A 24,329-nucleotide genomic window follows, 5' to 3' on the forward strand; every position below is an offset into this window, starting at 1 on the left:
CAGGGGGGGCGGCATTTTCCGTTGTTGTTATCGGATGGCAGTGGCTGCCTGGTCAGATTGTTGCTGAGCCGTGGCGAACATGGGGCAGCCCCGCAGTCCGGTGCCTGAAACAAAAAAGCACCCGAACAGGCGGTGTGAAAACGTCGCGAGTGAAGGCAAGACAAGGCAAAAACAGGCGAGGAAGCGGAGTTTACTGGCTGTAAATGAGCGCTCTGAGCCTGTTTTTAACGCAGTATTGCCAAACGCAGTAGTTTTCCCACAGCCTGCGAAGGTGCTTTCCTGCCGAAGCCCTCAGTTGGCCAGGCCAGCCATCCTGGCCCGTGCCGCGTGCAGTTTCTTGTAGCTGTCGATCAACCGCAGGTGCCGGTCCAGGCCCTCCAGTTGCATGCTGGTAGGCGTCAGGCCATGGAAGCGCACGCTGCCCCGTACCGAACCGATCACCGCGTCCATGCGCTCGTTGCCGAACATGCGGCGCAAGTTGGCTTCGTAGTCCGCCAGCTCCAGCTCGTCGTCCAGTTGCACTTCCAGCACCGCGTTCATGGCCTGGTAGAACAGGCCGCGCTCGACGGTGTTGTCGTTGTACTGCAGGAACATCTCCACCAGTTCCTTGGCCGGGTCGAACTGGCCCAGGGCCACGTGGATCAGCAGCTTCAGCTCGAGGATGGTCAACTGGCCCCAGGCGGTGTTGTCGTCGAACTCGATGCCGATCAGGGTGGTGATGTCGGTGTAGTCGTCCAGCTCGCTTTGCTCCAGGCGTTCCACCAGGCCGCGCAGGCCGTCTTCGTCCAGGCTGTGCAGGTTGAGGATGTCTTCGCGGAAGAACAGCGCCTTGTTGGTGTTGTCCCAGATCAGGTCGTCCACCGGGTAGATTTCCGAGTAGTCCGGCACCAGGATCCGGCAGGCGGTGGCGCCCAGGTGCTGGTACACCGCCATGTAGCTTTCCTTGCCCAGGCCTTCGAGGATGCCGAACAGGGTCGCGGCTTCCTCGGCGTTGGAGTCGGCGCCCTGGCTGGAGAAGTCCCACTCGACGAATTCGAAGTCGGCCTTGGCGCTGAAGAAGCGCCACGAGACCACGCCGCTGGAATCGATGAAGTGCTCGACGAAGTTGTTCGGCTCCATCAGCGCCTGGCTCTCGAAGGTCGGCTGCGGCAGGTCGTTCAGGCCCTCGAAGCTGCGGCCCTGGAGCAGTTCGGTAAGGCTGCGTTCCAGCGCCACTTCGAAGCTCGGGTGGGCGCCGAAGGAGGCGAACACGCCACCGGTGCGCGGGTTCATCAGGGTCACGCACATCACCGGGAATTCACCGCCCAGGGAAGCGTCCTTGACCAGCACCGGGAAGCCTTGCTCCTCCAGGCCCTGGATGCCCGCCAGGATGCCCGGGTACTTGGCCAGCACTTCCTGGGGCACGTCCGGCAGGGCGAGCTCGCCTTCGAGGATCTCGCGCTTGACCGCTCGTTCGAAGATTTCCGACAGGCACTGCACCTGGGCCTCGGCCAGGGTGTTGCCGGCGCTCATGCCGTTGGAGAGGTAGAGGTTCTCGATCAGGTTGGAGGGGAAGTACACCACTTCGCCATCCGACTGGCGCACGAAGGGCAGCGAGCAGATGCCGCGCTCGATGTTGCCCGAGTTGGTGTCGTACAGGTGCGAGCCGCGCAGCTCGCCGTCGGGGTTGTAGATCCCGAGGCAGTATTCGTCGAGGATTTCCTTGGGCAGGGCATCCTTGCGCCCTGGCTGGAACCAGCGCTCGTCGGGGTAGTGGACGAACTCGGCGTTGGCGATCTCCTGGCCCCAGAACTGGTCGTTGTAGAAGAAGTTGCAGTTCAGGCGCTCGATGAATTCGCCCAGGGCCGAGGCCAGGGCGCTTTCCTTGGTCGAGCCCTTGCCGTTGGTGAAGCACATCGGCGACTGCGCGTCGCGGATATGCAGCGACCAGACGTTGGGCACGATGTTGCGCCAGGAGGCGATCTCGATCTTCATCCCCAGGCCCGCGAGGATCGCCGACATGTTGGCGATGGTCTGCTCCAGCGGCAGGTCCTTGCCGGGGATGCGGGTGCTGGTGCCGGCATCCAGGCTCGGCATCAGCAGGGCCTGGGCATCGGCGTCCAGGCTCTCCACTTCCTCGATCACGAACTCGGGGCCGGTCTGCACCACCTTCTTCACCGTGCAGCGATCGATGGAGCGCAGGATGCCCTGGCGATCCTTCTCGGAGATGTCCGCGGGCAGCTCGACCTGGATCTTGAAGATCTGGTTGTAGCGGTTTTCCGGATCGACAATGTTGTTCTGCGACAGGCGGATGTTGTCGGTGGGGATGTCGCGGGTCTGGCAGTACAGCTTCACGAAGTAGGCGGCGCACAGCGCCGAGGAAGCCAGGAAATAGTCGAACGGACCCGGTGCCGAGCCGTCGCCCTTGTAGCGGATCGGCTGGTCGGCCACCACCGTGAAGTCATCGAACTTGGCTTCAAGTCGGAGGTTGTCGAGAAAGTTGACCTTGATTTCCATGGGAGCTACCAGAATGACGAGCAAGACGAAAAGGCCGCCATTATCCGGTTTTTCACCCGGAAGTCTTGCGCTTTTGCGCCATGGCCGCCGACCGGTCCAGGCTGTCGCGTTCAGCCCGGCAGGCGGGGTGGCAGCGTCTCGAGCCAGCTGTCGATGTCCTGCACGCCTCGCAGATGAATCACCGGCACCTGGGGCGCCACGGCCTGGCGGACCTGTTCGATGCCCGGGCGATTGTGCTGGTCGAAGCGCCACACGAAACCCAGGAACTTGAGGAACTCCAGGTTCAGTTGCTCGTGGCAACCTGCCGGCAGGTCGGCGCGTGGACGGTTGCGCAGGCTGCGCATGAACACCCGGCGCAGACAGGTGGTGCGCGGGGTGTCGAGCCAGATCACCAGCTCGGCGCGGGGCAGGCGCAGGTCGAAGGTGCGCCGCGAATAATTGCCTTCGCAGATCCAGGCATCCGTGGCGACGGCCTCGCGGACCCGGCTGCGGAACAGCTGTGTATCGGCCTCGACCCAGCCGGGCTCCCAGAACAGCCGGTCCAGGTGCACCACCGGCACTGCGAGACGGCGCCCCAGCTCCCGGGCCAGGGTGGATTTGCCGCTCCCGGCGTTGCCCAGTATCACGATGCGTTGCATAACCTGGCCCCAGGGAAAAAGCCGCGCAGTCTAGCATCGGCTCCCGGGGCCGGGCAGGGGGTTAGTGCACGCTGTTGGCAAACAGCCCGAGGAGGAAGTCGCGTACGTGGATCAGGCGCGGACTGCGCATCGCGGTCTTGTTCCAGACCAGGTACAGCTCGTTGCTGGGCGCCTCCTCCAGCGGAGTCAGGGACACCAGGCGGCCGGCTGCCAGGGCTTCGCGACACTGGTAGTCGGGCAGCACGCTCCAGCCTTGGCCCTGGACCACCAGGTCCTGGATGATGCGCAGGTCGGCGATGGTCAGTGCGGCCTGCAAGGTCGGGGCGAACTGGAATAGAGCGGTCCATACCGGGCGGATCAGCGGCAGGTCTTCGTCGAAGGCAATCAGCGGCACAGCGGCCAGTGCCTCGGCCGATGGTCGCTTGCCCAGTTTCCGGGCCAGCTCCGGGGCCAGCACCAGGAGGAACCGCTCGGTCAGCAGCCGGGCGAAGCCATGGGCATGTTCGTCCGGCAGCGAGGCGGTGATCGCCAGGTCCGCGGTCGAGCTGTCCAGCAGGCTGTAGATGCGCTCGCGGTTGCCGGTGTGCAGGCGGATCTGCAAACCCTGCTCCAGCAGGGGCGCGAGCCCCGAGGCCAGCTTGCCGTGGATGAAGTCCGAAGGCCCGGCGATGTGCACGGTACCGCTCAGTTCATCGCTCTGGCGGTAGGAGGCCATGCGCATTTCCAGCCCGTCGAGCATCGGCCCGATGGCGCGGGCCAGCTCGTCGGCGGCCTCGGTCGCGGTCACGCCCCGCGAGCGCCGCACGAACAGCGGTTTGCCGACGAAGGCTTCCAGCGCCTGGATGTGCAGCGAGGCGCCGGGCTGGGTCATGCCCAGCGCCTGGGCGGCACGGGAGAAGGATTGCAGGCGGTAAGCCTCGATGAAGGTACGCAGATGGTCCAGATGGCTCATGAAGCGGTATCGCGCCGCGGTGGGCGCCCTCGCGAAGTGTTCCCGGTTGATTGGCGGACAAGCGTCCGGCGGCGCGTTGGCTGGCCGGCCAAGGGCTGACCAGCATAGTGGCAAGCCTGCTTGAGGTATAAAAATAATTTGGCCTGACTGCCAAAAGGTTAATTTTTTGAAATGACAGGGTCTCTCTACGATTGCGCGCATCCCTGGCCCCAGGCCGGTTTTCCAACTCTTCGGAGCGCGTGTCCATGCCCTTCATCGTCTATATCTTCGGCCTCAGCGCCTTTGCCCTGGGGCTTGCCGAATTCGTGCCCATCGGCCTCACCGACGTCATCGCCCAAGACCTGGGCCTCAAGCTCGAGCAGGCCGGTGGCACGGTCACCCTGTATGCCCTGGGCGCGACCGGCGCCGCACCGATCCTTACGGCCCTGACCGCAAGCTGGCCGCGCAAGCGGGTGATGCTCGGCACCGTGCTGGTGTTCTGCGCCGGGAGCCTGGGCGCCGCCCTCGCCAGCAGCCTGTGGGCGCTGTTGGCGGCGCGCTTTATCGCGGGCATGGGCCACGGCCTGTTCCTGGCCGTGGCTTCCAGCACCGCCGCGCGCCTGGCCGGACCGAAGCAGGCCGGGCGTGCGGTGGCGGTGGTGTTCTCGGGGTTCACCCTGGCCATGGCCATTGGCGTGCCCATCAGTACCTACCTCGGCGGCCTGTGGTCCTGGCGGCCGGTGCTGGGGGCGATTGCCGGGTTCGGTGCATTGGGTTTCCTCGGGCTGCTGGGCATGGTCGAGCCGGCCAGGACCCCAGGAGAGGCCGCTGGCGAATCCGTGGTCCAGGCACTTCGGGCGTTGCTGCATCCAGCCTTGCTGGTGGCGGCCCTGGTGACCGTGCTGGGGTATGCCGGCTCGTTCAGCGCCTATACCTACATCGCGCCGCTGTTGACCGGGGTGACCCAGGTCAGCATCGCCACGGTTGGCCTGTTCATGCTCGGTTATGGCGTGCTCGCCGCAGTCGGCAACCTGTTGGGGGGACGGCTGACCGATCGCCTGGGTGTCGACCGGGCCAGCCTCATGGTGCTCGTCGGCATCGCCGGGTGCGGGCTGGGATTCTGGGGGCTGGCGCATTCGGCCCTGGGCATGGCGCTCTGCGTGGCCTTGCTGGGGCTGTTCACCTACGCCGCGGTGCCGGCCTTGCAGGCTCGGTTGATCGGCATCGCCGAGCGGCATGCACCCCATGCCCATGCAGTGGCGGCCGGGCTCAATATCGCCGGTTTCAACCTGGGAATCGCCCTGGGAGCGTGGCTGGGGGGCGTTACCCTGGGGGCGCTGGGGATTGCCCACATGGGCCTGGCCGGGGCGGGGCTGGCCTCAGCCGGGCTGGTGCTGCTGGGGTGGCTGGTGGCCGTCGCGCCGGGGCGCACTGTGGCCCGTACCAGGCGTTCGCCGTGCTGAAGGGCTAGTGGTCGCCTGGCCAGGGCCTGGTTTCCCGCTCTCGTGCCGCGACGCCCTGGCGCCCCTGGGCCGGGGTCTGGCCTGCTTGGGTCTTGAACAGCCGTACGAAGTAGCTGACGTTTTCGTAGCCGGCTTCGTAGGTGATCGCCTTGACCGACATGTCGCTGGCCAGCAGCAGTTTCTTGGCCTTGTCGACCCACATCCATTGCAGGCCGGCGGCTTCCTGGCGGCCTGCGGTCCACCTGGACGCAAACGGGCGTCGCAATTGCCATGTGCCAGCATCTTGTGGCTGGCAAAAACCTGCTTATATGATTCCAGCCCCATACCGCAGGCCGCCTCGGCAGGCGGTCCAGCAAGGCACTACAGGGATGTTCAACGCATGAAAAGCAGGTTCGACGCTGCGCACAAGACCGGCCGCCTGGGCCGGGCCCTGACGGCCCTGGCCCTGGCCACCGCAGCCCTCGCGGCGCCATTGGCCGGCTATGCCAAGGATCCCTTGATCCCGCCCGGCGCGGTGCTGGCGCTGATCAACAACGTCCAGATCGATGACCAGGCCGAAACCTTCGAACTGGAAGATGGCGTGGTGTCCAACTTCTGGTATGGCCGCGAGATCGACCTGGGCGGCAAGCACTACTACGCGACGTTCTCCTGGTTCACTCGCGACCGCGCGGCCCGTGAGGGTGAAGACTTCATCGCCCCGGAGGTCAAGGTGCGGCTGGCGGACGCGACCTTCGAACTGGCTCGCCCGGGTCAGAAGCAGCCTTACGATATTCGCAGCATCGAGCGCAAGATCGGTTTCTTCGGTGCCCGCGAGCAGCCCGAGGAAGTGGACACCAGCCGCGAGGCCCTGGAGTACCGCACCAACGATGGCCGCCTGGTGCTGGCGGTGCCCACGGCCACTTTCGACAGCGGCTACGGCATCAGTGGTTATGCCGTGTTCGTGTTCAACCCGAACAAGACCCCGGACCAGGACGGCTGGGTCTGGAGCTACCTGGGCCAGGTCTTCACCGGCGAGGACAACTCGGCGGCCTGCGACGACGGCACGGTGATGCCCTGCATCGCCAACCAGGGCGAGCTGAATTTCGTGGCGGCCCAAGGACCCATGCCGCGCTTGCTGGTCAAGTTCAGCGGCACCACCTCTGCGGGCGACGCCCAGACCCGCAAGATGGACGATGCCGATGACGTCAGCTACGTCTTCGATGGCAAGCAGGTGCAGTACGTTCGCCAGTGATCGGTGCGGGTGCCTGAATCCAGTAGTTGCTTGGAGGTGACCGGTTTGCAGCGGTTGGATATCGATTTGAGCGCGGTGGGCAGTTCGGCCGAATTGCACATCCTGCTGCGCGACGCCCTGGGGTTTCCCGCTGGGTACGGCTGCAACTGGGATGCGTTCTGGGACGCGATCACCGGGCTGGTGGAGATGCCACGGCAATTGTCGTTCCACGGCGGGTCGACATTGAGCCAGCGCTTGCCCGACGATGCGCGGCAGCTGGCCCAGTGCCTGGAGCGCATGCGCGTTGAGTACCCGCAGTGGGCGCCGCAGGTGAAATGGCTTTGAAAGGGCGATTTACTAATCCGTGTCCTTGCTCTATAAATCGGTCTTGCGGCGCGCACGACTGCGCGCCATCTGCCGATGACAGGAGGAAGCTATGTCACCGTTAAACGTGAAAGCCTGACGATTTGCCCCACCCCCTCGCTTGAACATCTCGAGACACGCTGGTCCCAGCGCTGGCTCGAAGAAGGCACCTACGCCTTCGACCGCAATGCCCCACGGAACGCGGTCTATTCCATCGACACACCGCCACCCACGGCCTCCGGCTCGCTGCACGTCGGCCATGTGTTCAGCTACACCCACACCGATATCATCGCCCGCTTCCAGCGCATGTGCGGCAAGACTGTGTTCTATCCCATGGGTTGGGATGACAACGGCCTGCCCACTGAACGGCGCGTGGAGAACTACTACGGCGTGCGCTGCGATCCGGATGCCACGTACCAACCGCAGTTCCAGCCGCCGACTACGGTAGCCCGGCGCCGCAGCGAGTATGTCGCGATCAGCCGGCGCAATTTCGTCGAGCTGTGCCATCGCCTGACCGCCATCGACGAGCAGGCCTTTCGCAACCTGTTCGTGCAACTGGGGTTGTCGGTGGACTGGGGGCTGACCTATGCCACCATCGATGAGCGGGCGCAGCGGGTCAGCCAGCGCGCGCTCTTGCGCAACTACCAGCGTGGCGAGCTCTACAGCCAGCAGGCGCCATGCCTGTGGGACGTGACCTTCCAGACCGCCGTGGCCCAGGCCGAGCTTGAGGATCGCGAGCAGCCGGGAGCCTGGCACGACCTGGTGTTCCGGGGCGACGGGGGGCAGGCGCTGCGCATCGCCACCACGCGTCCGGAGTTGCTGGCGGCCTGCGTGGCGCTGGTGGCGCACCCCGACGACCTACGCTACCAGGGGCAGTTCGGGCAGGCGTTGCGCTCGCCGCTGTTCGAGGTGCCGGTGCCGTTGCTTGCCCACCCCCTGGCCGATCCGCAGAAGGGCACGGGGCTGGCGATGGTCTGCACCTTCGGCGACCTGACGGACGTGCTCTGGTGGCGTGAATTGCAGCTGCCGACCCGTTGCATCATCGGCCGCGACGGTCGCTTGCTGGCGCAGGCACCTGAGTGGCTGGCCGATCCCGCCGGACGCCAGGCCTATGCCGTACTGGCCGGTTGCAGCCTGGCCCAGGCACGCCAGCGGTTGTTGCCGCTGCTGCACGGGTGCGGCGGCCTGCTCGGCGAGCCACGGCCGATCCGCCATGCCGTGAAGTTCTTCGAGAAGGGGGACCAGCCGCTGGAGATCGTCGCCACCCGCCAATGGTACTTGCGCAATGGCGGACGCGATGCCGCGTTGCGCCAGCAACTGCTGGAGCGCGGCCGCGCCCTGGCCTGGCACCCGCCATTCATGCGCAGCCGCTACGAGCATTGGGTCGGCGGCCTCAATGGCGACTGGCTGATCAGCCGGCAACGGATCTTCGGCGTGCCGCTGCCGTTCTGGTACCCCCTGGATGCCCGGGGCGAACCGGACCATGACCGGCCGATCGCCGCCAGCGAAGACTCGCTGCCGGTGGACCCGACCCTGGACACCCCACCGGGTTACGAGCCGGGCCAGCGCGGCCAGCCTCACGGTTTCATCGGCGAGCGGGACATCATGGATACCTGGGCCACCAGCTCCCTGAGCCCGCAGATCGCCGCGGGCTGGGAGGAGGGCGATGGCCTGTTCGAGCAGGTCTTTCCCATGGACCTGCGGCCCCAGGGCCACGACATCATCCGCACCTGGCTGTTCTCGACCCTGGTTCGCAGTCACTTCGAGCAGGCCGCCGTGCCCTGGCGCCACGTGGCGCTGTCGGGTTGGATCCTCGATCCGGACCGCAAGAAGATGTCCAAGTCCCGGGGCAATGTGGTCACCCCCCTGGCGCTGCTCGAGCAGTACGGCAGCGACGCGGTGCGCTACTGGGCGGCCCTGGGGCGGCCGGGCAGCGATACCGCCTTCGAAGAGCAGCAGATGAAGATCGGCCGGCGCCTGGCGCTCAAGCTGTTCAACGTCTCGAAGCTGGTGTTCGGCTTGCCCGGCGACCCCGCCGGGCCGGTGTCGCAGGCGCTGGACCAGGCCATGCTGCAACGCCTGGGAAGTGTCGCCGGCCAGGCCCGGCAGGCACTGGAAGGCTACGACTACAGCGCTGCCCTGGTACGCATCGAGGGATTCTTCTGGTGGTTCTGCGATGACTACGTCGAGCTGGTCAAGCGCCGCGCCTATCGGCCCGAAGGGCACTCGGCGCGTAACGCCCTGGCCCGAGCCTTGAGCAGCCTGCAGCGGCTGTTCGCGCCGTTCCTGCCTTTCGTTTGCGAAGAGGTCTGGCGTTGCTGGCAGCCGGGTTCGGTGCACCGTGCGTCCTGGCCCGAGGCCTGTGCGGTCGAGGCTGATGTGGAGTCGTTGCTGGAGGCGGTCAGCGCGACGCTGGCGGCGATCCGCAAGGCCAAGTCCGATGCCCGGCAATCGATGAAGGCGCCAGTAGCGCGGGTCGAGCTGGTGGACCAGGCGCCGTCCCTGGAACGTTTGCAGGAGGCCCGCCAGGACCTGCTGGAAGCGGGCCAGGTGGCGCAACTGCTGTTCATCGAAGGCCCCGAGCGGCAGGTGCGGGTCTGGTTGCAGGATTGACCCCCTGTACTTCCGCCCGCCCAGCGCTGTTCCTGCAGCGCTGGGCGGGCGGTTTATTTTCCCGGGTCGATGCTGCCAAAATGCTCGCCCGTACCAGCGCCTGCCAAGGGAAGCCCCAGTGAATATCCAAGACAACCTGCAAGACTACAGGGACCTCAAGCGCGCCGTGGGCCTCTTGGAGTCGCCATCGTTGACCGCACGCCTGTCGGGCTTGCTGGGCTCGCCCATCGAGAGTGCGGTCAAGGCCTTGCCGGCGGTGGTATCGCAGAAGATCAACGGCGCGGTGGTGGCCGCGCTGCACAGTTCCGCCGATGCGGCCTTGTGGAGCCTGGACAACCAGCCGAAGAAACAGGCCTCGCCGCGCTTGCACAAGCTGTATGCGGCCGCGTCGGGGGCCTTGGGGGGCGCCTTCGGTTTTGCTTCGCTGTTCGTCGAGCTGCCGGTGTCCACCACCATCATGATGCGCTCGGTGGCCGATGTGGCACGCAGCGAGGGGTTCGACCTGGAGGATTTTTCCACCAAGCAGGCGTGCATCGAAGTGTTCGCCATGGGCGGCAACAGCGAGGCCGACGACGCCACTGAAACCGGTTATTACCTGACCCGCAGCTTCACCACCCAGGCCATGCAGCAACTCTCCAAGGAGCTGGCCGCCATCGCCGCCAAGCAGGGCGCCGATGCCGTCAGCCGGTTGTCGCCGGGGCAGGTGGGCAAATGGCTGGCGGTGCTGATCGAAAAGGTCGCGGCGCGCTATGGCGTGACCATCTCCAGCAAGTTCGCGGCCCAGGCGGTACCCGTGATCGGTGCCGTCACCGGCGCCACCATCAATACCCTGTTCACCGACTTCTACCAGGACATGGCCCGTGGGCATTTCATCGTCAAGCGCCTGGAGCAGCAGTACGGTTTCGAGCCGATCAAGGCGGCCTATGCCGAGCTCAAGGGCAAGCGGCTGGTGGACTGAGGCCCAGGTGCTGCTGGTGGAACCCTGTCATGGCAGAGTCGACCGCTGGAGCTGGGCAAGCGGCGCCCGCTGTGGTGGCGCTCATTTGCAGGGTGGCACCGTGGGGCGGATGGGTGTAGAAGCATCCCGGGGCAACCCCGTCTTTGATCGAAACCACTGCCAGGAAGGTCTGTCTTGTCCAACGCCAATCCCATCATCCACGTCGCTTTCGAAGCGGACCAACTCTGTCTCGGCTGGGCCGATGGCTTGCTGCTGCGCCAATCCCTCGGGCGTTATGGCCGCTTGCAGGAAGCCTCGGCGCAGCAGCGCCAGGCCTGGCGGATCGCGCCCCAGGGCAGCTCGGTGCTGTGGCCCGGGCTGGGCGAGCAGGGGCTGGTGATCGAGGGCGCGGACTGGATCTGGGAGCATGTGTGCGAGCAGTCCATGGCGCGCCTGCGGGCGCTGGACTGGGACCTGGAGCGCCTGCCTGAGCGGGACCAGGCCATCGTCGCCCTGTGGCGCCTGGAGGCCGATGGCTACAACGGTGGTTTCTTGCAGTTCTTCTGCAACTGGGGCGAGCGCAGCTACCAGTTGGCCCTGGACGCACTCCAGGCATTGGGCGCGACCCAGGCCAGGGCGGTGGTGGAACGCCAGCGGCAGACGATCGGCGATCTGCAGGCCCATCCACAGTTGGAGCGCCTGTGGGATATTCCCGAGCGGCTCAGCGATGAGCAGCATGAGCTGATCAGTGGCGAACTGGACGAGCAATTGTGGACGGCGCTGGAAGAAGTGCCGGCGCTGGCGGCCCGCCATTTCTACCCGCCGGCCTGCGAATGAGCGCGGTGGTGGCCCAGGACGATGGGCTGCAATTGTCCATTGCCGCCGAGAAGGGCGGCGCCTGCCCCTTGCTTGACGTTGGCCTGCGGGGCAGCGGCTTCCAGGCCCATGTTCGTATCGTCCACGAACCCCTGGAGGGCTGTGTCGGGTTGGCCGAGTTTTTTCTGCAAGCGGCGCAAGCGTTGGCTGAGGAGCCGTTGCAATGGCGCTCGGCGTGCCTTGACCTGGCCTTGCAGGTGACGGCCGACGCCGACTGGCAGCCGTTGCGGATGCTCAAGGTCAGCCTGTGGTCGAACGCGGATGACGCCAGCGACTGGCACGTCAACGCCTCGCTGCTGCTCAGCCCGGAGCAATTGCGAAGGTTCGCCGGGGAGGTCCTGGCCGAGGTGTCGGTGCCCATGCTCTAATGCCGCGCTTTTTCCCCCGGCAAACGGATTTTCCCATGGCTGAACCGCGTATCCGCGCCCTGGCGCTTTGTGTCTTCCATCACCAGGGCAAGATCCTGGTCCATCAGTTCGACGACCCCCATCAGCAGCAGACGGTGTTCCGCCCGGTGGGTGGCGGCATCGAGTTCGGCGAGCGCAGCGACCAGGCCATCCGCCGCGAGGTGGAGGAAGAACTCGGCCTGTCCATCAGCCAGCTGCGCCTGCTGGGTACCCTGGAGAACCTGTTCACCTACCTGGGCCAGCCCGGGCACGAAATCGTCCAGGTGTATGACGCACGCTTCGACGATGCCAGTGTCTACTCCCGTGGCCAGTTGCACGGCGAGGAAACCAGCGGCATGGGCTTCACCGTCAGCTGGCACGACAGTTCGAGCTTCGGCCCGCAAGCGCCCCTGGTGCCCCAGGGCCTGGAGCAGTTGCTCAAGCAGGCCGGCTTGCTCGACTGAGCCGTCAACCGGGCGTTGTGCTGGTGCGGAATGTTTTACCCGTTCGATGGTCGATTCAGCATGATGGCTCCCGCCGACTTGCCAGCAACGCGATGGGGCGGGGTGGTTAAGGTTCACCAGGACGAATCGAGCATGCCCCTGAATGCCAGGATCATTTGTTGTTGCTTGCTGCCCTTGACTGTTTCAGCCTGGGCGGCCGAGTCGCCGGCGGTCCGGGCCGCTGCCGAGGACAAGGCCCAGGCCCTGGAGCAGAAGGTCGCGGACCAGCAAAGCCCGAAGACCGCGCCCCAGGCCGCTCCCCTGAGCAAGAGCGAAGCCCAGGCCGTCGATCCGGCGGGCCAGGCACCGCTGGACGATGCCCTGACTTGCCTGTCGCGGACCCTCTATTGGGAAGCCAAGGGCGGCGAGACCGAGGACATGGAGGCGGTGGCCGATGTGGTGCTCAATCGCCTAGGCCACGAGGGGTTTCCCGGGACGGTGTGCGAGGTGGTCAAGCAGGGTTCGCAGAAGAGCCCTTGCCAGTTCTCCTGGTGGTGCGATGGCCGTCCGGACCAGGTGGAAGAAGAGCAGCGCTACAGCGTTGCCAAGGAGATTGCCCGCAAGGCCCTGAACCAGCAGCTCAAGGACCGCACCGGCGGTGCGCTGTACTTTCACGATCGCAGTGCTTCGCCGGATTGGGCCCGGGCCTACATCAAGACCGTCGAGATCGGCAGCTTCCTGTTCTACCGGCCCAAGGATCTGGCGGCCCGCTAGCGCACGGCGCTAGGGCGTTGCCAGGTGCTGGCGCTGCCAGCGCTTGGCCAGTGCTCCGAGGCGCTGGCCGACGGACTGCTCGAAGACTTTCCCATGCACCCGCTCCAGCAGCCTTGTGCAGAGCCCGTGGTCGAGGGGAAACCCTTGGTCCAGCCACTGGGCCGCACACCGTGGCCAGTAGGGCGAGCCGGAGCCCAGGGCGGTGAGCAGCAGTTCGCGCAGCGATAGCGACTCGGGCAGCGGTGCATCGATCTTCAGCTCGGCCACTGCGCCGGGCAGGTCGGCCATGACCCTGGACCAGGGACGCTCTAGCAGCGGCAGCAGCCAGACATAGCTGAATTCCCGGGTCATGGTTGCTGGGGGAATTGATCGGTGATGGTGTGCCAGTCGGCTTTCGTGGCCACGCAGTGGTGCTTCTGCCGTGGCGCGGCGAAGGTGGTGTCCAGGGTGGCGATGGCGATCGACAGCCAATCGGCGAACTGGCCCCCGGCGTTGTGCCAGAACAGTGAAGAGCCGCATTGCCCACAGAATTGGCGCAGCACCCCGGGCGAGGACTCGTAGGCCTTGAGCGCAGCGCCTGGGTCGTCGATAGCGAGGTGGGCGCGCAGGGTGCTGGCGTAGGTGGCGAAGGCGGCGCCATGGCCCTTGCGGCACTTGCGGCAATGACAGTGGGTAACGGCCTTGAGTTCGCCGTGGACCTGGTAGCTCACGGCGCCGCACAGGCAACTGCCTCGATGGGGGATGGGCATGTTCATCTCTTGCTTGAAGGGGAAGGGCCCTGGGGCCGGTACTGTCATGGCAGGCAAGGTCTTGCTGGAGCCCGTTGCCTGGCAGTCCCCGCGCCGTGGGGAGCGACATAGTGATCCAGGCACTCCATCGCCTCAACCCCCTCGGCCCATTCTGGTATCGGTGCCGCAGGGGAGCTGCTCCAGCTTCAAGGCAGGTCCAGGCATTCTAACCGGGCTCACTGACGGATAATCTGTAGGCATCGGCCACAGGCTCAGGGTGAAGGGAGGGACAAACATGCAGGGACTGGAACATCGCATTCCACCACCGGCGATCGCACTGCTGTGCGCGCTGCTCATGGGGCTTGTGGCCTGGGGGACGCCGGGGCTGGAACTGGGCCGCGGACTACGCCTGGCCTTGGCCTTGCCCCTGGTGTGCGCCGGCGTAGGGGTGGCGCTCGCCGGCGTGGTGTCGTTTCGCCGGGCCAGGACCACGGTCAATCCGCTCAAGCCGGGGAATGCCTCGGCGCTGGTCACCTCGGGCATCTACCGCTACACCCGCAACCCGATGTACGCAGGCTTCGCCCTGTGCCTGCTGGCCTGGGGCCTGTACCTGGCCAACCCCCTGGCGCTGCTGGGCGTACCGGGGTTCGTGCTGTACATGAACCGCTGGCAGATCGGCCCCGAGGAGCGTGCCCTGGGGCAGTTGTTCGGCAGCGATTTCACGACCTACCAGCAGCAGGTGCGCCGCTGGCTGTGAACGTACGTGCAGGGTGGGTTCAGGCGGCCTGGACCTGCAGGTGCAACTGGCCGTCGACGTCCCGGGCCAGGCCGCTGGCCAGGAACAACGGCACCAGGCGCTGGTGCAGTTGCGGTTCGACGAACTCCTTGACGGTGGCCAGTTCCAGTTCGCCAGGCACCAGTAGCTCGGCCTTGGTGTAGGACAGCCAGGCCTTCTTCAAGGCTTGCAGCACATCGCTACCGGCGGTGGAGGCAAAGCGGCGGCTGGCCACCTGGCCGGAAAACTCGAAGCTGTGGCGGTATTCGTAGCCGCTCTCGTCGCCCTGGCTGGCCACGCAGCGGCCGCAGGCACAGGGGCCGTCGGCGAAGGCGGCGCGCAGGTAGGCGTTGAACTCGACGATGGGCTTGAGGCTAAGGCGCTTGTCGACTTCGAACAGGTCCCCGGTCATTGTTGCTTCACTGCTCAAGGTCATTTTCCTCATTGGCTGGCGGTGTATTTCTCAAGGGGCGCACCATAACAGCCCGATCGGCGCACGGGTACCTTTGTCACCGGTCGGCCCGTCGAACCCGGCCTGGTCACCTGCTAGGCTGCAAGCCTTGTGATCATCGTGCGCCCAGGCGCACCCCGAGTCTGAGAGGAAGCCCATGTCGATTTATGCTGTGACCGTCACCTGTTTCGCCCAGATGCTGCATACCCTGGAGACCCTGCTGGACAAGGGCGAGGAGCATGCCCGGAGGTTGGGTTTCGACCCGCAGAACCTGCTGGATGCGCGCCTGGCCCCGGATATGTACGATCTGGCGGCGCAGGTGCGCTTTACCTGTACCCAGGCCCGGGAAGCGGTGGAGCGCCTGAGCGGTCAGGCGGTCAGCACACTGCCGACGCCGGCCAACATGGCCGAGGCCAAGGCACTGATCCGCCAGACCCTGGCGTTTCTCGCCGCTGCCGATGGCCGATTGATCGATGACAGCGGTGCGCGGGCCGTGGCTATCGAACTGCCCAATGCCATCGCCTTCGACATGACTGGCGAGGAGTACGCGCGCAACTGGGCCACGCCACAGTTCTATTTCCACCTGGTCACCGCCTACAACATCCTGCGTCACAACGGTGTGCCGCTGGGCAAGGCCGAGTACGCGCAACACATGTTCGCCTACCTGCGCCAGGCCCCGGTCGCCGGCTGAGCCGTGACCTTGACCAGCGCCTACAGCGCTGGGCGCTGCAACTGCACCCATTCCTGCACTGCCGGGCGCTGCCATTGGCGCTGGGCGTAGTCCGCCAGGCTCGCCGGTACCGGGTCGCCGTTGAGCACCAGGCGGTTAAGCATCAGCGCCAGGTCGACATCGGCGATGGACCAGGTGTCGAACAGGTACTGGCGTCCGTCCTCCAGCAGCGCCTGCGCCGCATCGATCAGCTTGGCCGCCGCCACCTGGGCCTGGGCCGATAGCGGCTCGCCGCGTTGGCCGTAGAACACCACCAGGGTCGAGCGCTCCTGGCGGATCGGTAGCAGGTCGCTGCGCAGCCAGGCCTGTACCTGGCGGGCCTTGGCCCGTTGGCGTGGCGTCTTGGGATAGACCGGGACCTGGGGGAACAGCTCTTCCAGGTATTCGGTGATGGCCGAGGATTCGGACAGCGCGAACCCTTCATGGACCAGGGTCGGTACTCGTTGGGTCTGGGACAGCCGGGCATAGTCCTGGCTGCGGTTCTGTTCGGCGTCGAGGTCCAGCGGGAGCATTTCGAAATCGATGCCTTTCTCCCGTAGCGCCACGAATACGGACATGGCATAGGGGCTGGTGAACTGGGCATCGACGTACAGGCGCGGGCGGGAAGCGGTCACGGCATGATCTCCAAGGGGGAGCGGACACGCTAAGAGATCGCGGGCGAGAAATACAATGCAGGATTTTCATGGGCGTATTCCTTGCTGGAATACTCCATGTGCCTGTGGCCTGGCCGATGCCGATGCCGTCACGGCGGCAACCCGGATGTGCAAAGCCATTTACTCGCGGCGATGGACATGGGAAAAAGCCCCCCTCGTTTCCATGGACCCGGACCTAACATGCTTCGCTCGAAATTCTTGCTCTCCCTACCGGCCCTGCTCGTTGGTGGTGCCTTGCTCTGGTACATGTGGATGCTCACGAGCGCCAAGTTCGAGTGGGGTGGCTCCAGCCCCGACCAGCAGACCCTGGGCCAGGTGCAGCACATCGAGCAACGGGCCATGGAGCAGTATTGCACCGGCGTGCTCAAGACTCCGCGAGGCACCTGGCTGGTGGGGCGCATGGAAGGTGGTTCGCGGGAGCTGGAATTGCCGGCCACGGCCATCGACCTGGATGCCCTGGTCTATGGCAAGCCGACGGCGGACAAAGAACCGGGCGAGGTGCGCTCGTTCTTCGGTTATGGCCTGGGGCGCGAGCCGCAGGTTACTTATGTTTCCCGCCTGGACGATAAGGGGCAGTTCCAACTGGTCGCCCGTGTCGGTGAGGCCGCGTGCCTGGTGGCCAGCCCTGATGGAGCGACGCTGTTCTTGCTGACGGGCCTGGACCGGCCAGAGGGCGCGGCAGTCAGCGATCCGCTCAGCCAGAAGGTGGTCCTGCGTAGCGACGACCAGGGGCAGAGCTGGAAGTGGCTGCCCCAGGGATTGTTTCCCAAGGCGAACAGCGTGGCCTGGAACCTCAAGCCCTATTTCCATGGGCGGGACGAGATCTGGGCCTGGACCAGCCCCCAGGCTGGCGGTGATGCTGAAGACGACGTCAGCCCAATGTCCAGCGGGGTGTTCTACTCCGCTGACCGTGGTGCCAGCAGCCAGGAGATCTTCAGTGATGCGCCGTTGCTGGTGGACAGTGCCTATGCCAGCGAGCACAGCGGCGAATCGGGCGCATGGAACGACGAGCCGGGCTCGAACGGCGAGGTCAAGAGCCATGTCACTCAGTTGGACCAGCAGCACGCGGTGATCTGGATTTCCCAACGTTTCATGACCCAGGATCCGCAGCACGAGGAACGCAACCTGGTGTTCAACGTCACCACCCGCGCGCGCCTGCAACGCCAGGCCGGGCCATGGCGAGTGGTGGCGGTGGAACGAGAGGATGGGCCGTTCATCGATGAACTGGTGGAAAGCCCGGATGGCCAGGTCATCGCGCTGCTCGAACCGAGCGGTAACGGGCCGACGCAGGTTGCCCAATTGGATCGCCAGCAACTGAGCTGGCAGATGCAGGGGGAGCTGCCCAGTGTGTTTGCGCCGCTGTCGTCTTCCAGCGGGCTGCGCGAGAGCAACTTCTGGGCCGGACATGGCGCCCTGGTGATCAACACCCACAGCCGCCACCATCCACCGCGCTGGCTGTACTGGGGCGGGGAGGCGACGGTCTCCGCCGAAGGTGTCTTCTACTCCATGGATTGGGGGCGTTCCTGGCGGCAACTGGCCGTGGATGGCTACCTGGGGAGCCTGGGCTTCGATGCTGTCCAGGATCGCTTGTTCTGGGCCAAGGGCAACTGGTACGACAGCCATGACCTGGGCGTGTACTCCTACGGGCTGAAATGAGAACAGCGCCCCTAAATATCCTTGCCGAGAAAGCTCTCGCGATCCGTGGTTTTTTTCTTTGCTCGTGCCAGGCGCTTGAACAGGCGACCGTCGATGGCTGCCAGGCCCAGTGCGATCAGGGCCATGCCCAGCAAGTGCTTGGTCTGCAGCCGTTCACCGAGCATCAGGGCGCCGAGGACGATGGCACTGATGGGAATCAGGAAGGTCACCAGCATCAGGTTGGTGGCTCCGGAGCTGGATAGAATCCGGAAGAACAGCACGTAGGCCAGGGCCGTGGACAGCAACGCGATCCCCAGTAATGCCGCCCAGACCGGCAGGCTCGGCAACTCCAGGGTCCAGGGACTGTCCAGCAACAGTGCCAGGGGTGTCAGCAGCAGGCTGGAAGCGCAGACCTGACCGGTAGCGCTCGGCAATGGGGCGATGCCCATGGTCTTGAAGCGCCGACCGAAAATACCTGCCAAGGCGTATGACAAGGCCGCACCCAGTATGGCCAGCTGTGCGGCCAGCTGCTCGCCCAGGCCAGCCAGGGCATCGGTGCCGATCATGATCGCCACGCCGATGAAACCCAGCACCACACCTGCCAGCTTGTTGCTGGTGATCTTTTCATCAAGGGTCAGTCGATGCGCCACCAGTACGGCGAACAGCGGCGTGGTGGCGTTGAGAATGGCTGCCAGGCTGCTGGCGATATGGGTTTGGCCCCAGACGATCAGGCTGAAGGGAATCAGGTTGTTCAGCAACCCCATGCCGAAGAAGGCCAGCCAGGCCTGGCGCCCTCGTGGCAATGCCAGGCCCATGATTCGCAGCAGGACCAGCAAGGCGATGGCCGCCAGGCCCAGGCGCAGCATGACGATGGTCAACGGCGGTAGTTCCTTGACCGCGACACCGATGAAGAAAAACGAACCGCCCCAGAGTAGGGACAGCGTCAGCAACTGGCCCCACTGCGAGGCCCCCATCAGGTTTTGCGTGCCCATGCCATGAGCTCCCTTGACCGGTCGATGATTTAGTTTTGTTCGCCTTTCGGTGCAATGGCCTGCGCACTTGCAAGCCTGTTTGATCGAATTATTCTGGGAGCTGCTGATGCTGGCAAACGAGCATTTTTCGTCAGATGGTTAAGGAGAACTGAATCATGGGCGCAACCTTGCCATCCCTGGGGGCCTTGCGTGCATTCGAAGCCACGGCGCGGCACCTGAGCGTGACCCTGGCAGCAGGCGAGCTGAACGTGACTCCCGGGGCCGTGAGCTTGCAGCTCAAGGAGCTGGAGGCGGCGCTGGGCGTGCCGCTGTTCGTACGCCGGCCTCGGCGTCTGGTCCTGACGGCGTCGGGCGAGGAGTACTTCGCGACCTTGCGCACGGCTTTTCGCATGATTCGCCAAGCCACTGCCGAAGTGGTGGCGCGTGCGCGGCTGGAAGTCCTGGTGCTCAGTTGCACGCCGAGTTTCGCTGCGCAATGGCTGGTGCCGCGCCTGGGGCGTTTCGAGGCCCAGGTGTCTGGAGTCGATGTGCGGATCAGTGCCTGCAACCGGGTCCTGGATCTGGCACGAGAGGGCATCGACCTGGCGGTTCGGCATGGTTTTGGACGTTATGACGGGTTGCTCAGCGAGCGCTTGCTCGACGATGAGCTGGTTCCGGTGTGCAGCCCGAAATTGCTGGACCAGGATGCGGGTCTGGCGTTGTCCGCCCTGGCCGACCTGGACCTGCTGCATGATGAGCACCGCCATGATTGGCGCCTGTGGCTGGAGGCCGCAGGAGCCTCGGCGCTGGGGGAGCGCCAGGGGCGGGTGTTTGTCGACAGCAACGGTGCCATCGAAGCGGCCAAGGCTGGTTTGGGCGTGGCCCTGGTACGGCGTTCGCTGGTGGCGCGGGAACTGGCCGAAGGGGTGTTGGTGGCGCCCATGGAACAAGGTATCGCCAGCGACCTGGCCTATTACCTGGTGTATCCGCCTACTGCCCTGGAACGCCCGGCCATAGCGGCGCTACGTGAGTGGCTGCTGGCCGAGGCCGGCCTGCGATGAACCTGGGGCCCGATTGCCGGTGTTCCAGCCATGCCCGGCACAGTTGCATCACCCCGGGTGGCCAGCATGAGCAGGCACTTTGCCTTGATGGATAAGGTGCCGTGCTGGCCCCGTGTATTCCGAAAGGCCGGCAAAATCGCTTTATTTTCAGGTGGTTAGGTGAGCTTTATATGCGCCATATGTTGATCGCGATGACTTCCTTTGCCTTGCTGGGAGGGGCTGCCGCAGCCCAGGCCAGGGATTTGCAAGCCAATGACCGGTATGTCTGCAGCTGGGGCGCTGGTACGGCGGCCAGGGCCCAGGAACTGAAACTGGCGGGGGTGTCGCGGTATGCGGCGCGGCAGAAGATCCAGGTCTACAAGTTCAGCAAGGGCTGGATGCGCATGATGGCCCTGGGCATCACCGAGCAGACCTACGACAGCCCGTCACGGCTGCGTCCCGACGCCTTGCGCAAGAGCTTCTACGACGACTGCGTGCGCTACAAGCTGGCCCGGCGCTGAGCCCGAGAGGGGCACCATGCAAGGATGATCATGAATAAAACTTGTGGTCATCAGGATTAAAATGAGTTTGTCTCAATCGGTCGCTGCTACCGACAATGGCTGCCATTCACACAATGGAGTTGTCTGTCATGGCTTTGGCTCATTCCCTCGGATTTCCGCGCATTGGCCGCGACCGCGAACTGAAAAAGGCCCAGGAAGCGTTCTGGAAGGGCGAACTCGATGAAGCCGGCTTGCGCGCCGTTGGCCGTGAGTTGCGCCAGGCGCACTGGGCGTTGCAAAAAGACGCCGGCATCGAACTGCTGCCGGTGGGCGACTTCGCCTGGTACGACCAGGTCCTGACCCATTCCCTGATGTTCGGCGTGATCCCCGAGCGCTTTCGCCCGCAGAGCGGGCCGGCCACCCTGCAGACCCTGTTCGGCATGGCCCGTGGTGTCAGCGACCACCGCTGCGGCGGTGCCCATGCCCAGGAGATGACCAAGTGGTTCGACACCAACTACCACTACCTGGTCCCGGAGTTCAGCGCCGACCAGCAGTTCCAGCTGGGCTGGGAGCAGTTGTTCGAAGAGGTCGAGGAAGCCCGGGCCCTGGGTCACCAGGTCAAGCCGGTGGTGCTTGGCCCGCTGACCTACCTGTGGCTGGGCAAGGCCAAGGGCGCCGAGTTCGACAAGCTGGAGCTGCTGGAGCGCCTGCTGCCGTTGTACGGGCAGATCTTCCAGCGCCTGGCGGCCCAGGGCGTGGAATGGGTACAGATCGATGAACCGATCCTGGTGCTGGACCTGCCGCAAGAATGGAAGAATGCCTTCGAGCGCGCCTATAACCTGATCCAGCGCGATCCCCTGAAGAAGCTGATCGCCACCTACTTCGGGGGGCTGGAGGAAAATCTCGGCCTGGCCGCCAACCTGCCGGTGGACGGCCTGCATATCGACCTGGTGCGCGCCCCGGATCAGTACCCGGCCATTCTCGATCGCTTGCCGGCCTACAAGGTGCTGTCGCTGGGGCTGGTCAACGGTCGCAACGTCTGGCGCTGTGACCTGGAGAAGGCCCTGGCGACCCTGCGCCATGCCCATGAGCGGGTCGGCGAGCGGTTGTGGGTGGCGCCTTCCTGCTCCCTGTTGCACAGCCCGGTGGACCTGGCCCGGGAAGACCAGCTCGATGCCGAGCTCAAGGGCTGGCTGGCCTTCGCCGTGCAGAAATGCGAGGAAGTGGCGCTGCTGGCCCAGGCGGTCGACCATCCAGAGGCACCGCAGGTACTCCAGGCCCTGGAGCGGAGCCGGGCGATCCAGATCGGCCGGGCCGCCTCGCCGCGCATCCACAAGCCGGCAGTACAAGCGCGGGCGGCGGCGATCACCGCCCGTGACAGCCAGCGCCAGTCGCCATTCGCCCAGCGCATCGCCAAGCAGCGCGCCGGCCTGGACCTGCCATTGTTCCCCACCACCACCATCGGTTCGTTCCCGCAGACGGCGTCCATTCGCCTGGCGCGCCAGTCGTTCAAGCAGGGCAAGCTGAGCGCCGCCGCATACACCGAGGCGATGCAGAGCGAGATTCGCCACGCGGTGCAGGTGCAGGAACGCCTGGGCCTGGATGTACTGGTGCACGGCGAGGCCGAGCGCAACGACATGGTGGAGTACTTCGCCGAGCAACTGGACGGCTACCTGTTCACCCGTTTCGGCTGGGTACAGAGCTACGGTTCGCGCTGCGTCAAGCCGGCGGTGATCTTCGGTGACCTGAGCCGGCCGCGGGCCATGACCGTGGAGTGGATCCGCTACGCCCAGGGCCTGACCGACAAGGTGCTCAAGGGCATGCTCACGGGCCCGGTGACCATGCTGATGTGGTCTTTCCCCCGTGAGGACGTGTCCCGCGAGGTCCAGGCCCGGCAGCTGGCGCTGGCCATTCGCGACGAAGTGCTGGACCTGGAAGCCGCGGGTATTCGTATCGTGCAGATCGACGAAGCGGCGTTCCGCGAAGGCCTGCCGCTGCGCCGGGCGCAATGGCAGCATTACCTGGATTGGGCCACCGAGGTGTTCCGCCTGTGCGCCTCCGGGGTGCGCGACGAAACCCAGATCCACACCCACATGTGCTACAGCGAGTTCAACGATGTGATCGAGTCCATCGCGGCCATGGACGCCGACGTGATCACCATCGAGACCTCGCGTTCGGACATGGAGCTGCTGGAGGCCTTCGAAGCCTTCGCCTATCCGAACGAAATCGGCCCGGGGGTCTACGACATCCATTCGCCACGGGTGCCGGACGCCTCGGAAATGGCCAACCTGTTGCGCAAGGCGGCCAAGCGTATTCCTGCCGAGCGCTTGTGGGTCAACCCGGACTGTGGCCTGAAAACCCGTGGCTGGGCGGAAACCGAAGCGGCCCTGGTGCACATGGTTGCCGCTGCCCGCCAGTTGCGCAGGGAACTGGCCTGACCGTCGTTTGCTCGGCCTTTTTTGCCGGGGCCCCCAATGGGGTTCCGGCTTTTTTGTGCCCACTGAAAGAGCAGGGCCGGGTAACGACGCTTGGCGTGACCGGGCATCTGATCCGTATTTTTCTGGTTTATCTGCATCTGTTATCAGCACAGCCGAGTTTGGAAAATGGCGCACCCGCCCGGCCCCTGGCTGGAGAGCGGGCCCGCTGCACCCTAATATTCAGGAGGTCCGATGACCAAGATGGCGTTGTTCTTGTTTGGGTTTCTGGTCTTGACCATCACTATCGGTGCGCTTGCCACTATCTCCCCGACCTGAAGCCGGGTCGCCCCAGGCCGCGGTGGCTCGCTTCACGGCGTGCTGCCGTTGCAGCCTCTGATTGCTCCATTGATCCATCGCTTGCGTTGAATGGCGTTCATCCGCCTTGGGCGTTGCGCCATGGCGCCGAATTGCGCCACCCTGGCGCACCCTCATTGCAATGGATTGCCGACATGAACCCCATCCTTTCCTTCTCCTGCCAGCTACGGTCGTTTGCCGGAGCCGGGCGATGAGCGCTGCCCTGGCGTTGCTCGGCAATTACCTGCTGTACCTGTTGCCGGGCCTGGTGCTGTATGCGCTGTGGTTCGGCCTGACTCCCAGGCATCTGGTGGGGCTGCGTATCGCCATCCTGCTGCTGGGGTTCGTGCTGCTGCGGGACGTGATGACGCCGTTGCGCTTGTGGTCCCTGGGCGCTGGCGCGCAGCTCGGCTTCATTGCCAACCCGATGGTGTTGGCGGGCCTGGGCCTGCTGTCGTTGGCGACGCTCGCCTGCCTGGCGAGCGTCGCTGCGGAACTCTGGAAACTGGTGGTCTGGGAGCGTCGCGGGTGGCCGTCGGGCCTCGCCCTGGGGCTGCTCGGCGGTCTCGTGCTGGGCTTGCCGTTGCGCCTCTATGCCGGGATCGACCTGGACCAGGCCAGCGGCTCCTGGTTGCTGGGCATGGCCCTGTTGGCCCTGGGCGGCAATGCCCTGGAAGAAGTGCTGTTCCGTGGCCTGTTGCAGGGGTATCTGGAGGAGTATTGCGCCCCCTGGCGGGCGGCCTGGCTCAGCGCCCTGGCATTCGCTGCCTGCCATGCCTTCCTGGCTTTCAGCGTTACCCGCGCCGGTTGGCCGGTGTTGCTGTTCACTCTGCTGGAAGGCGTGATCTGCGCCGGCTTGCGCTTGCGGCATGGGGTGCTGGCGGCGATCGCCGCCCACGCCACGGTGATCTGGTTGATCGCCGTGCCGATGTGAGCGGCGCCAGG

General features: G+C 65.3%; 25 protein-coding genes. 16 read left to right on the forward strand and 9 right to left on the reverse strand.

What is annotated here, in order from left to right:
- Positions 1–291: 291 nt before the first annotated feature.
- From H7A76_RS20355 to H7A76_RS20365, 3 genes are all read right to left on the reverse strand, one after another.
- Entirely contained in the window at positions 292–2,496 is a 2,205-nt protein-coding gene (locus tag H7A76_RS20355) for an OsmC domain/YcaO domain-containing protein (protein ID WP_185700153.1), read from the reverse strand.
- Positions 2,497–2,606: 110 nt separating this feature from the next.
- Entirely contained in the window at positions 2,607–3,134 is a 528-nt protein-coding gene (locus H7A76_RS20360; RefSeq protein ID WP_185700154.1) for an AAA family ATPase, read from the reverse strand.
- 61 nt (positions 3,135–3,195) lie between these two features.
- Positions 3,196–4,086 (reverse strand): LysR family transcriptional regulator, encoded by an 891-nt coding sequence (locus tag H7A76_RS20365; protein WP_185700155.1) that lies wholly within the window; start codon positions 4,084–4,086, stop codon positions 3,196–3,198.
- 245 nt (positions 4,087–4,331) lie between these two features.
- On the opposite strand from H7A76_RS20365, the gene H7A76_RS20370 reads away from it, so the two are divergent.
- Positions 4,332–5,528 (forward strand): MFS transporter, encoded by a 1,197-nt coding sequence (locus tag H7A76_RS20370; protein ID WP_185700156.1) that lies wholly within the window; start codon positions 4,332–4,334, stop codon positions 5,526–5,528.
- A gap of 4 nt (positions 5,529–5,532) precedes the next feature.
- Here the strand turns inward: H7A76_RS20370 and H7A76_RS20375 are convergent, their stop codons facing one another.
- Complete coding sequence (locus H7A76_RS20375; RefSeq protein WP_260498030.1) at positions 5,533–5,793, reverse strand: AraC family transcriptional regulator; 261 nt, start codon at positions 5,791–5,793, stop codon at positions 5,533–5,535.
- A 114-nt stretch (positions 5,794–5,907) separates the two neighbouring features.
- Here H7A76_RS20375 and H7A76_RS20380 point away from each other — a divergent pair, with 114 nt between their 5' ends.
- The 8 genes from H7A76_RS20380 (at position 5,908) to H7A76_RS20415 (ending at position 13,130) form a co-directional block, all read left to right on the forward strand.
- The gene (locus H7A76_RS20380; protein ID WP_185700157.1) at positions 5,908–6,759 is read left to right on the forward strand and encodes a hypothetical protein; all 852 of its coding nucleotides are present in this window, start codon (positions 5,908–5,910) and stop codon (positions 6,757–6,759) included.
- Positions 6,760–6,813: 54 nt separating this feature from the next.
- Entirely contained in the window at positions 6,814–7,083 is a 270-nt protein-coding gene (locus tag H7A76_RS20385; RefSeq protein ID WP_260498031.1) for a barstar family protein, read from the forward strand.
- A 75-nt stretch (positions 7,084–7,158) separates the two neighbouring features.
- On the forward strand, positions 7,159–9,714 hold the full coding sequence (gene valS / locus H7A76_RS20390; protein ID WP_185700159.1) for a valine--tRNA ligase: 2,556 nt from the start codon (positions 7,159–7,161) through the stop codon (positions 9,712–9,714).
- Between the two features lie 118 nt (positions 9,715–9,832).
- Positions 9,833–10,672, forward strand: a complete 840-nt coding sequence (locus H7A76_RS20395; RefSeq protein ID WP_185700160.1) for an EcsC family protein — start codon at positions 9,833–9,835, stop codon at positions 10,670–10,672.
- Positions 10,673–10,846: 174 nt separating this feature from the next.
- Complete coding sequence (locus H7A76_RS20400) at positions 10,847–11,488, forward strand: DUF4375 domain-containing protein (RefSeq protein ID WP_185700161.1); 642 nt, start codon at positions 10,847–10,849, stop codon at positions 11,486–11,488.
- 8 nt (positions 11,489–11,496) lie between these two features.
- Complete coding sequence (locus H7A76_RS20405) at positions 11,497–11,895, forward strand: hypothetical protein (RefSeq protein ID WP_185700162.1); 399 nt, start codon at positions 11,497–11,499, stop codon at positions 11,893–11,895.
- 35 nt (positions 11,896–11,930) lie between these two features.
- Positions 11,931–12,377, forward strand: a complete 447-nt coding sequence (locus tag H7A76_RS20410) for an NUDIX hydrolase (RefSeq protein WP_185700163.1) — start codon at positions 11,931–11,933, stop codon at positions 12,375–12,377.
- A gap of 132 nt (positions 12,378–12,509) precedes the next feature.
- Positions 12,510–13,130, forward strand: coding sequence for a cell wall hydrolase (locus H7A76_RS20415; RefSeq protein WP_185700164.1), 621 nt, complete (start codon positions 12,510–12,512; stop codon positions 13,128–13,130).
- A gap of 9 nt (positions 13,131–13,139) precedes the next feature.
- On the opposite strand, the gene H7A76_RS20420 is transcribed toward H7A76_RS20415, so the two are convergent.
- Both H7A76_RS20420 and H7A76_RS20425 read right to left on the reverse strand, forming a co-directional pair.
- Positions 13,140–13,481, reverse strand: a complete 342-nt coding sequence (locus tag H7A76_RS20420) for a hypothetical protein (RefSeq protein ID WP_185700165.1) — start codon at positions 13,479–13,481, stop codon at positions 13,140–13,142.
- A complete protein-coding gene (locus H7A76_RS20425) occupies positions 13,478–13,879 on the reverse strand; it encodes a GFA family protein (protein ID WP_185700166.1) in 402 nt (133 codons plus the stop codon). Before H7A76_RS20425 ends, H7A76_RS20420 begins: the two co-directional genes overlap by 4 nt.
- Positions 13,880–14,153: 274 nt before the next feature.
- Between H7A76_RS20425 and H7A76_RS20430 the strand changes: the two genes are divergently transcribed.
- Complete coding sequence (locus H7A76_RS20430) at positions 14,154–14,615, forward strand: methyltransferase family protein (protein ID WP_185700167.1); 462 nt, start codon at positions 14,154–14,156, stop codon at positions 14,613–14,615.
- A 19-nt stretch (positions 14,616–14,634) separates the two neighbouring features.
- Here H7A76_RS20430 and H7A76_RS20435 read toward each other — a convergent pair whose 3' ends face one another.
- Positions 14,635–15,069 carry a hypothetical protein gene (locus tag H7A76_RS20435; RefSeq protein ID WP_185700168.1) on the reverse strand — a complete coding sequence of 145 codons (435 nt, stop codon included), beginning with the start codon at positions 15,067–15,069 and terminating at the stop codon, positions 14,635–14,637.
- Positions 15,070–15,241: 172 nt separating this feature from the next.
- Between H7A76_RS20435 and H7A76_RS20440 the strand changes: the two genes are divergently transcribed.
- Entirely contained in the window at positions 15,242–15,775 is a 534-nt protein-coding gene (locus H7A76_RS20440; RefSeq protein WP_185700169.1) for a DUF1993 family protein, read from the forward strand.
- A gap of 20 nt (positions 15,776–15,795) precedes the next feature.
- On the opposite strand, the gene yfcF is transcribed toward H7A76_RS20440, so the two are convergent.
- Entirely contained in the window at positions 15,796–16,428 is a 633-nt protein-coding gene (yfcF, locus tag H7A76_RS20445; RefSeq protein ID WP_185700170.1) for a glutathione transferase, read from the reverse strand.
- Positions 16,429–16,647: 219 nt separating this feature from the next.
- Here yfcF and H7A76_RS20450 point away from each other — a divergent pair, with 219 nt between their 5' ends.
- Positions 16,648–18,123, forward strand: coding sequence for a hypothetical protein (locus H7A76_RS20450; RefSeq protein ID WP_185700171.1), 1,476 nt, complete (start codon positions 16,648–16,650; stop codon positions 18,121–18,123).
- Between the two features lie 11 nt (positions 18,124–18,134).
- On the opposite strand, the gene H7A76_RS20455 is transcribed toward H7A76_RS20450, so the two are convergent.
- Positions 18,135–19,094 (reverse strand): DMT family transporter, encoded by a 960-nt coding sequence (locus H7A76_RS20455; protein WP_185700172.1) that lies wholly within the window; start codon positions 19,092–19,094, stop codon positions 18,135–18,137.
- 155 nt (positions 19,095–19,249) lie between these two features.
- Between H7A76_RS20455 and gcvA the strand changes: the two genes are divergently transcribed.
- The 4 genes from gcvA to H7A76_RS20475 all read left to right on the forward strand — a co-directional run bounded on the left by gcvA (position 19,250) and on the right by H7A76_RS20475 (position 24,318).
- Complete coding sequence (gcvA, locus tag H7A76_RS20460) at positions 19,250–20,134, forward strand: transcriptional regulator GcvA (RefSeq protein ID WP_185700173.1); 885 nt, start codon at positions 19,250–19,252, stop codon at positions 20,132–20,134.
- 170 nt (positions 20,135–20,304) lie between these two features.
- A complete protein-coding gene (locus H7A76_RS20465; protein ID WP_185700174.1) occupies positions 20,305–20,634 on the forward strand; it encodes a hypothetical protein in 330 nt (109 codons plus the stop codon).
- A 128-nt stretch (positions 20,635–20,762) separates the two neighbouring features.
- Complete coding sequence (metE, locus tag H7A76_RS20470) at positions 20,763–23,051, forward strand: 5-methyltetrahydropteroyltriglutamate--homocysteine S-methyltransferase (RefSeq protein ID WP_185700175.1); 2,289 nt, start codon at positions 20,763–20,765, stop codon at positions 23,049–23,051.
- A gap of 544 nt (positions 23,052–23,595) precedes the next feature.
- The gene (locus tag H7A76_RS20475; protein ID WP_185700176.1) at positions 23,596–24,318 is read left to right on the forward strand and encodes a CPBP family intramembrane glutamic endopeptidase; all 723 of its coding nucleotides are present in this window, start codon (positions 23,596–23,598) and stop codon (positions 24,316–24,318) included.
- Positions 24,319–24,329: the final 11 nt, after the last annotated feature.

Source organism: Pseudomonas sp. MSSRFD41 (assembly GCF_014230245.1).
GTDB classification, from domain to species: Bacteria; Pseudomonadota; Gammaproteobacteria; order Pseudomonadales; family Pseudomonadaceae; genus Aquipseudomonas; species Aquipseudomonas piscis.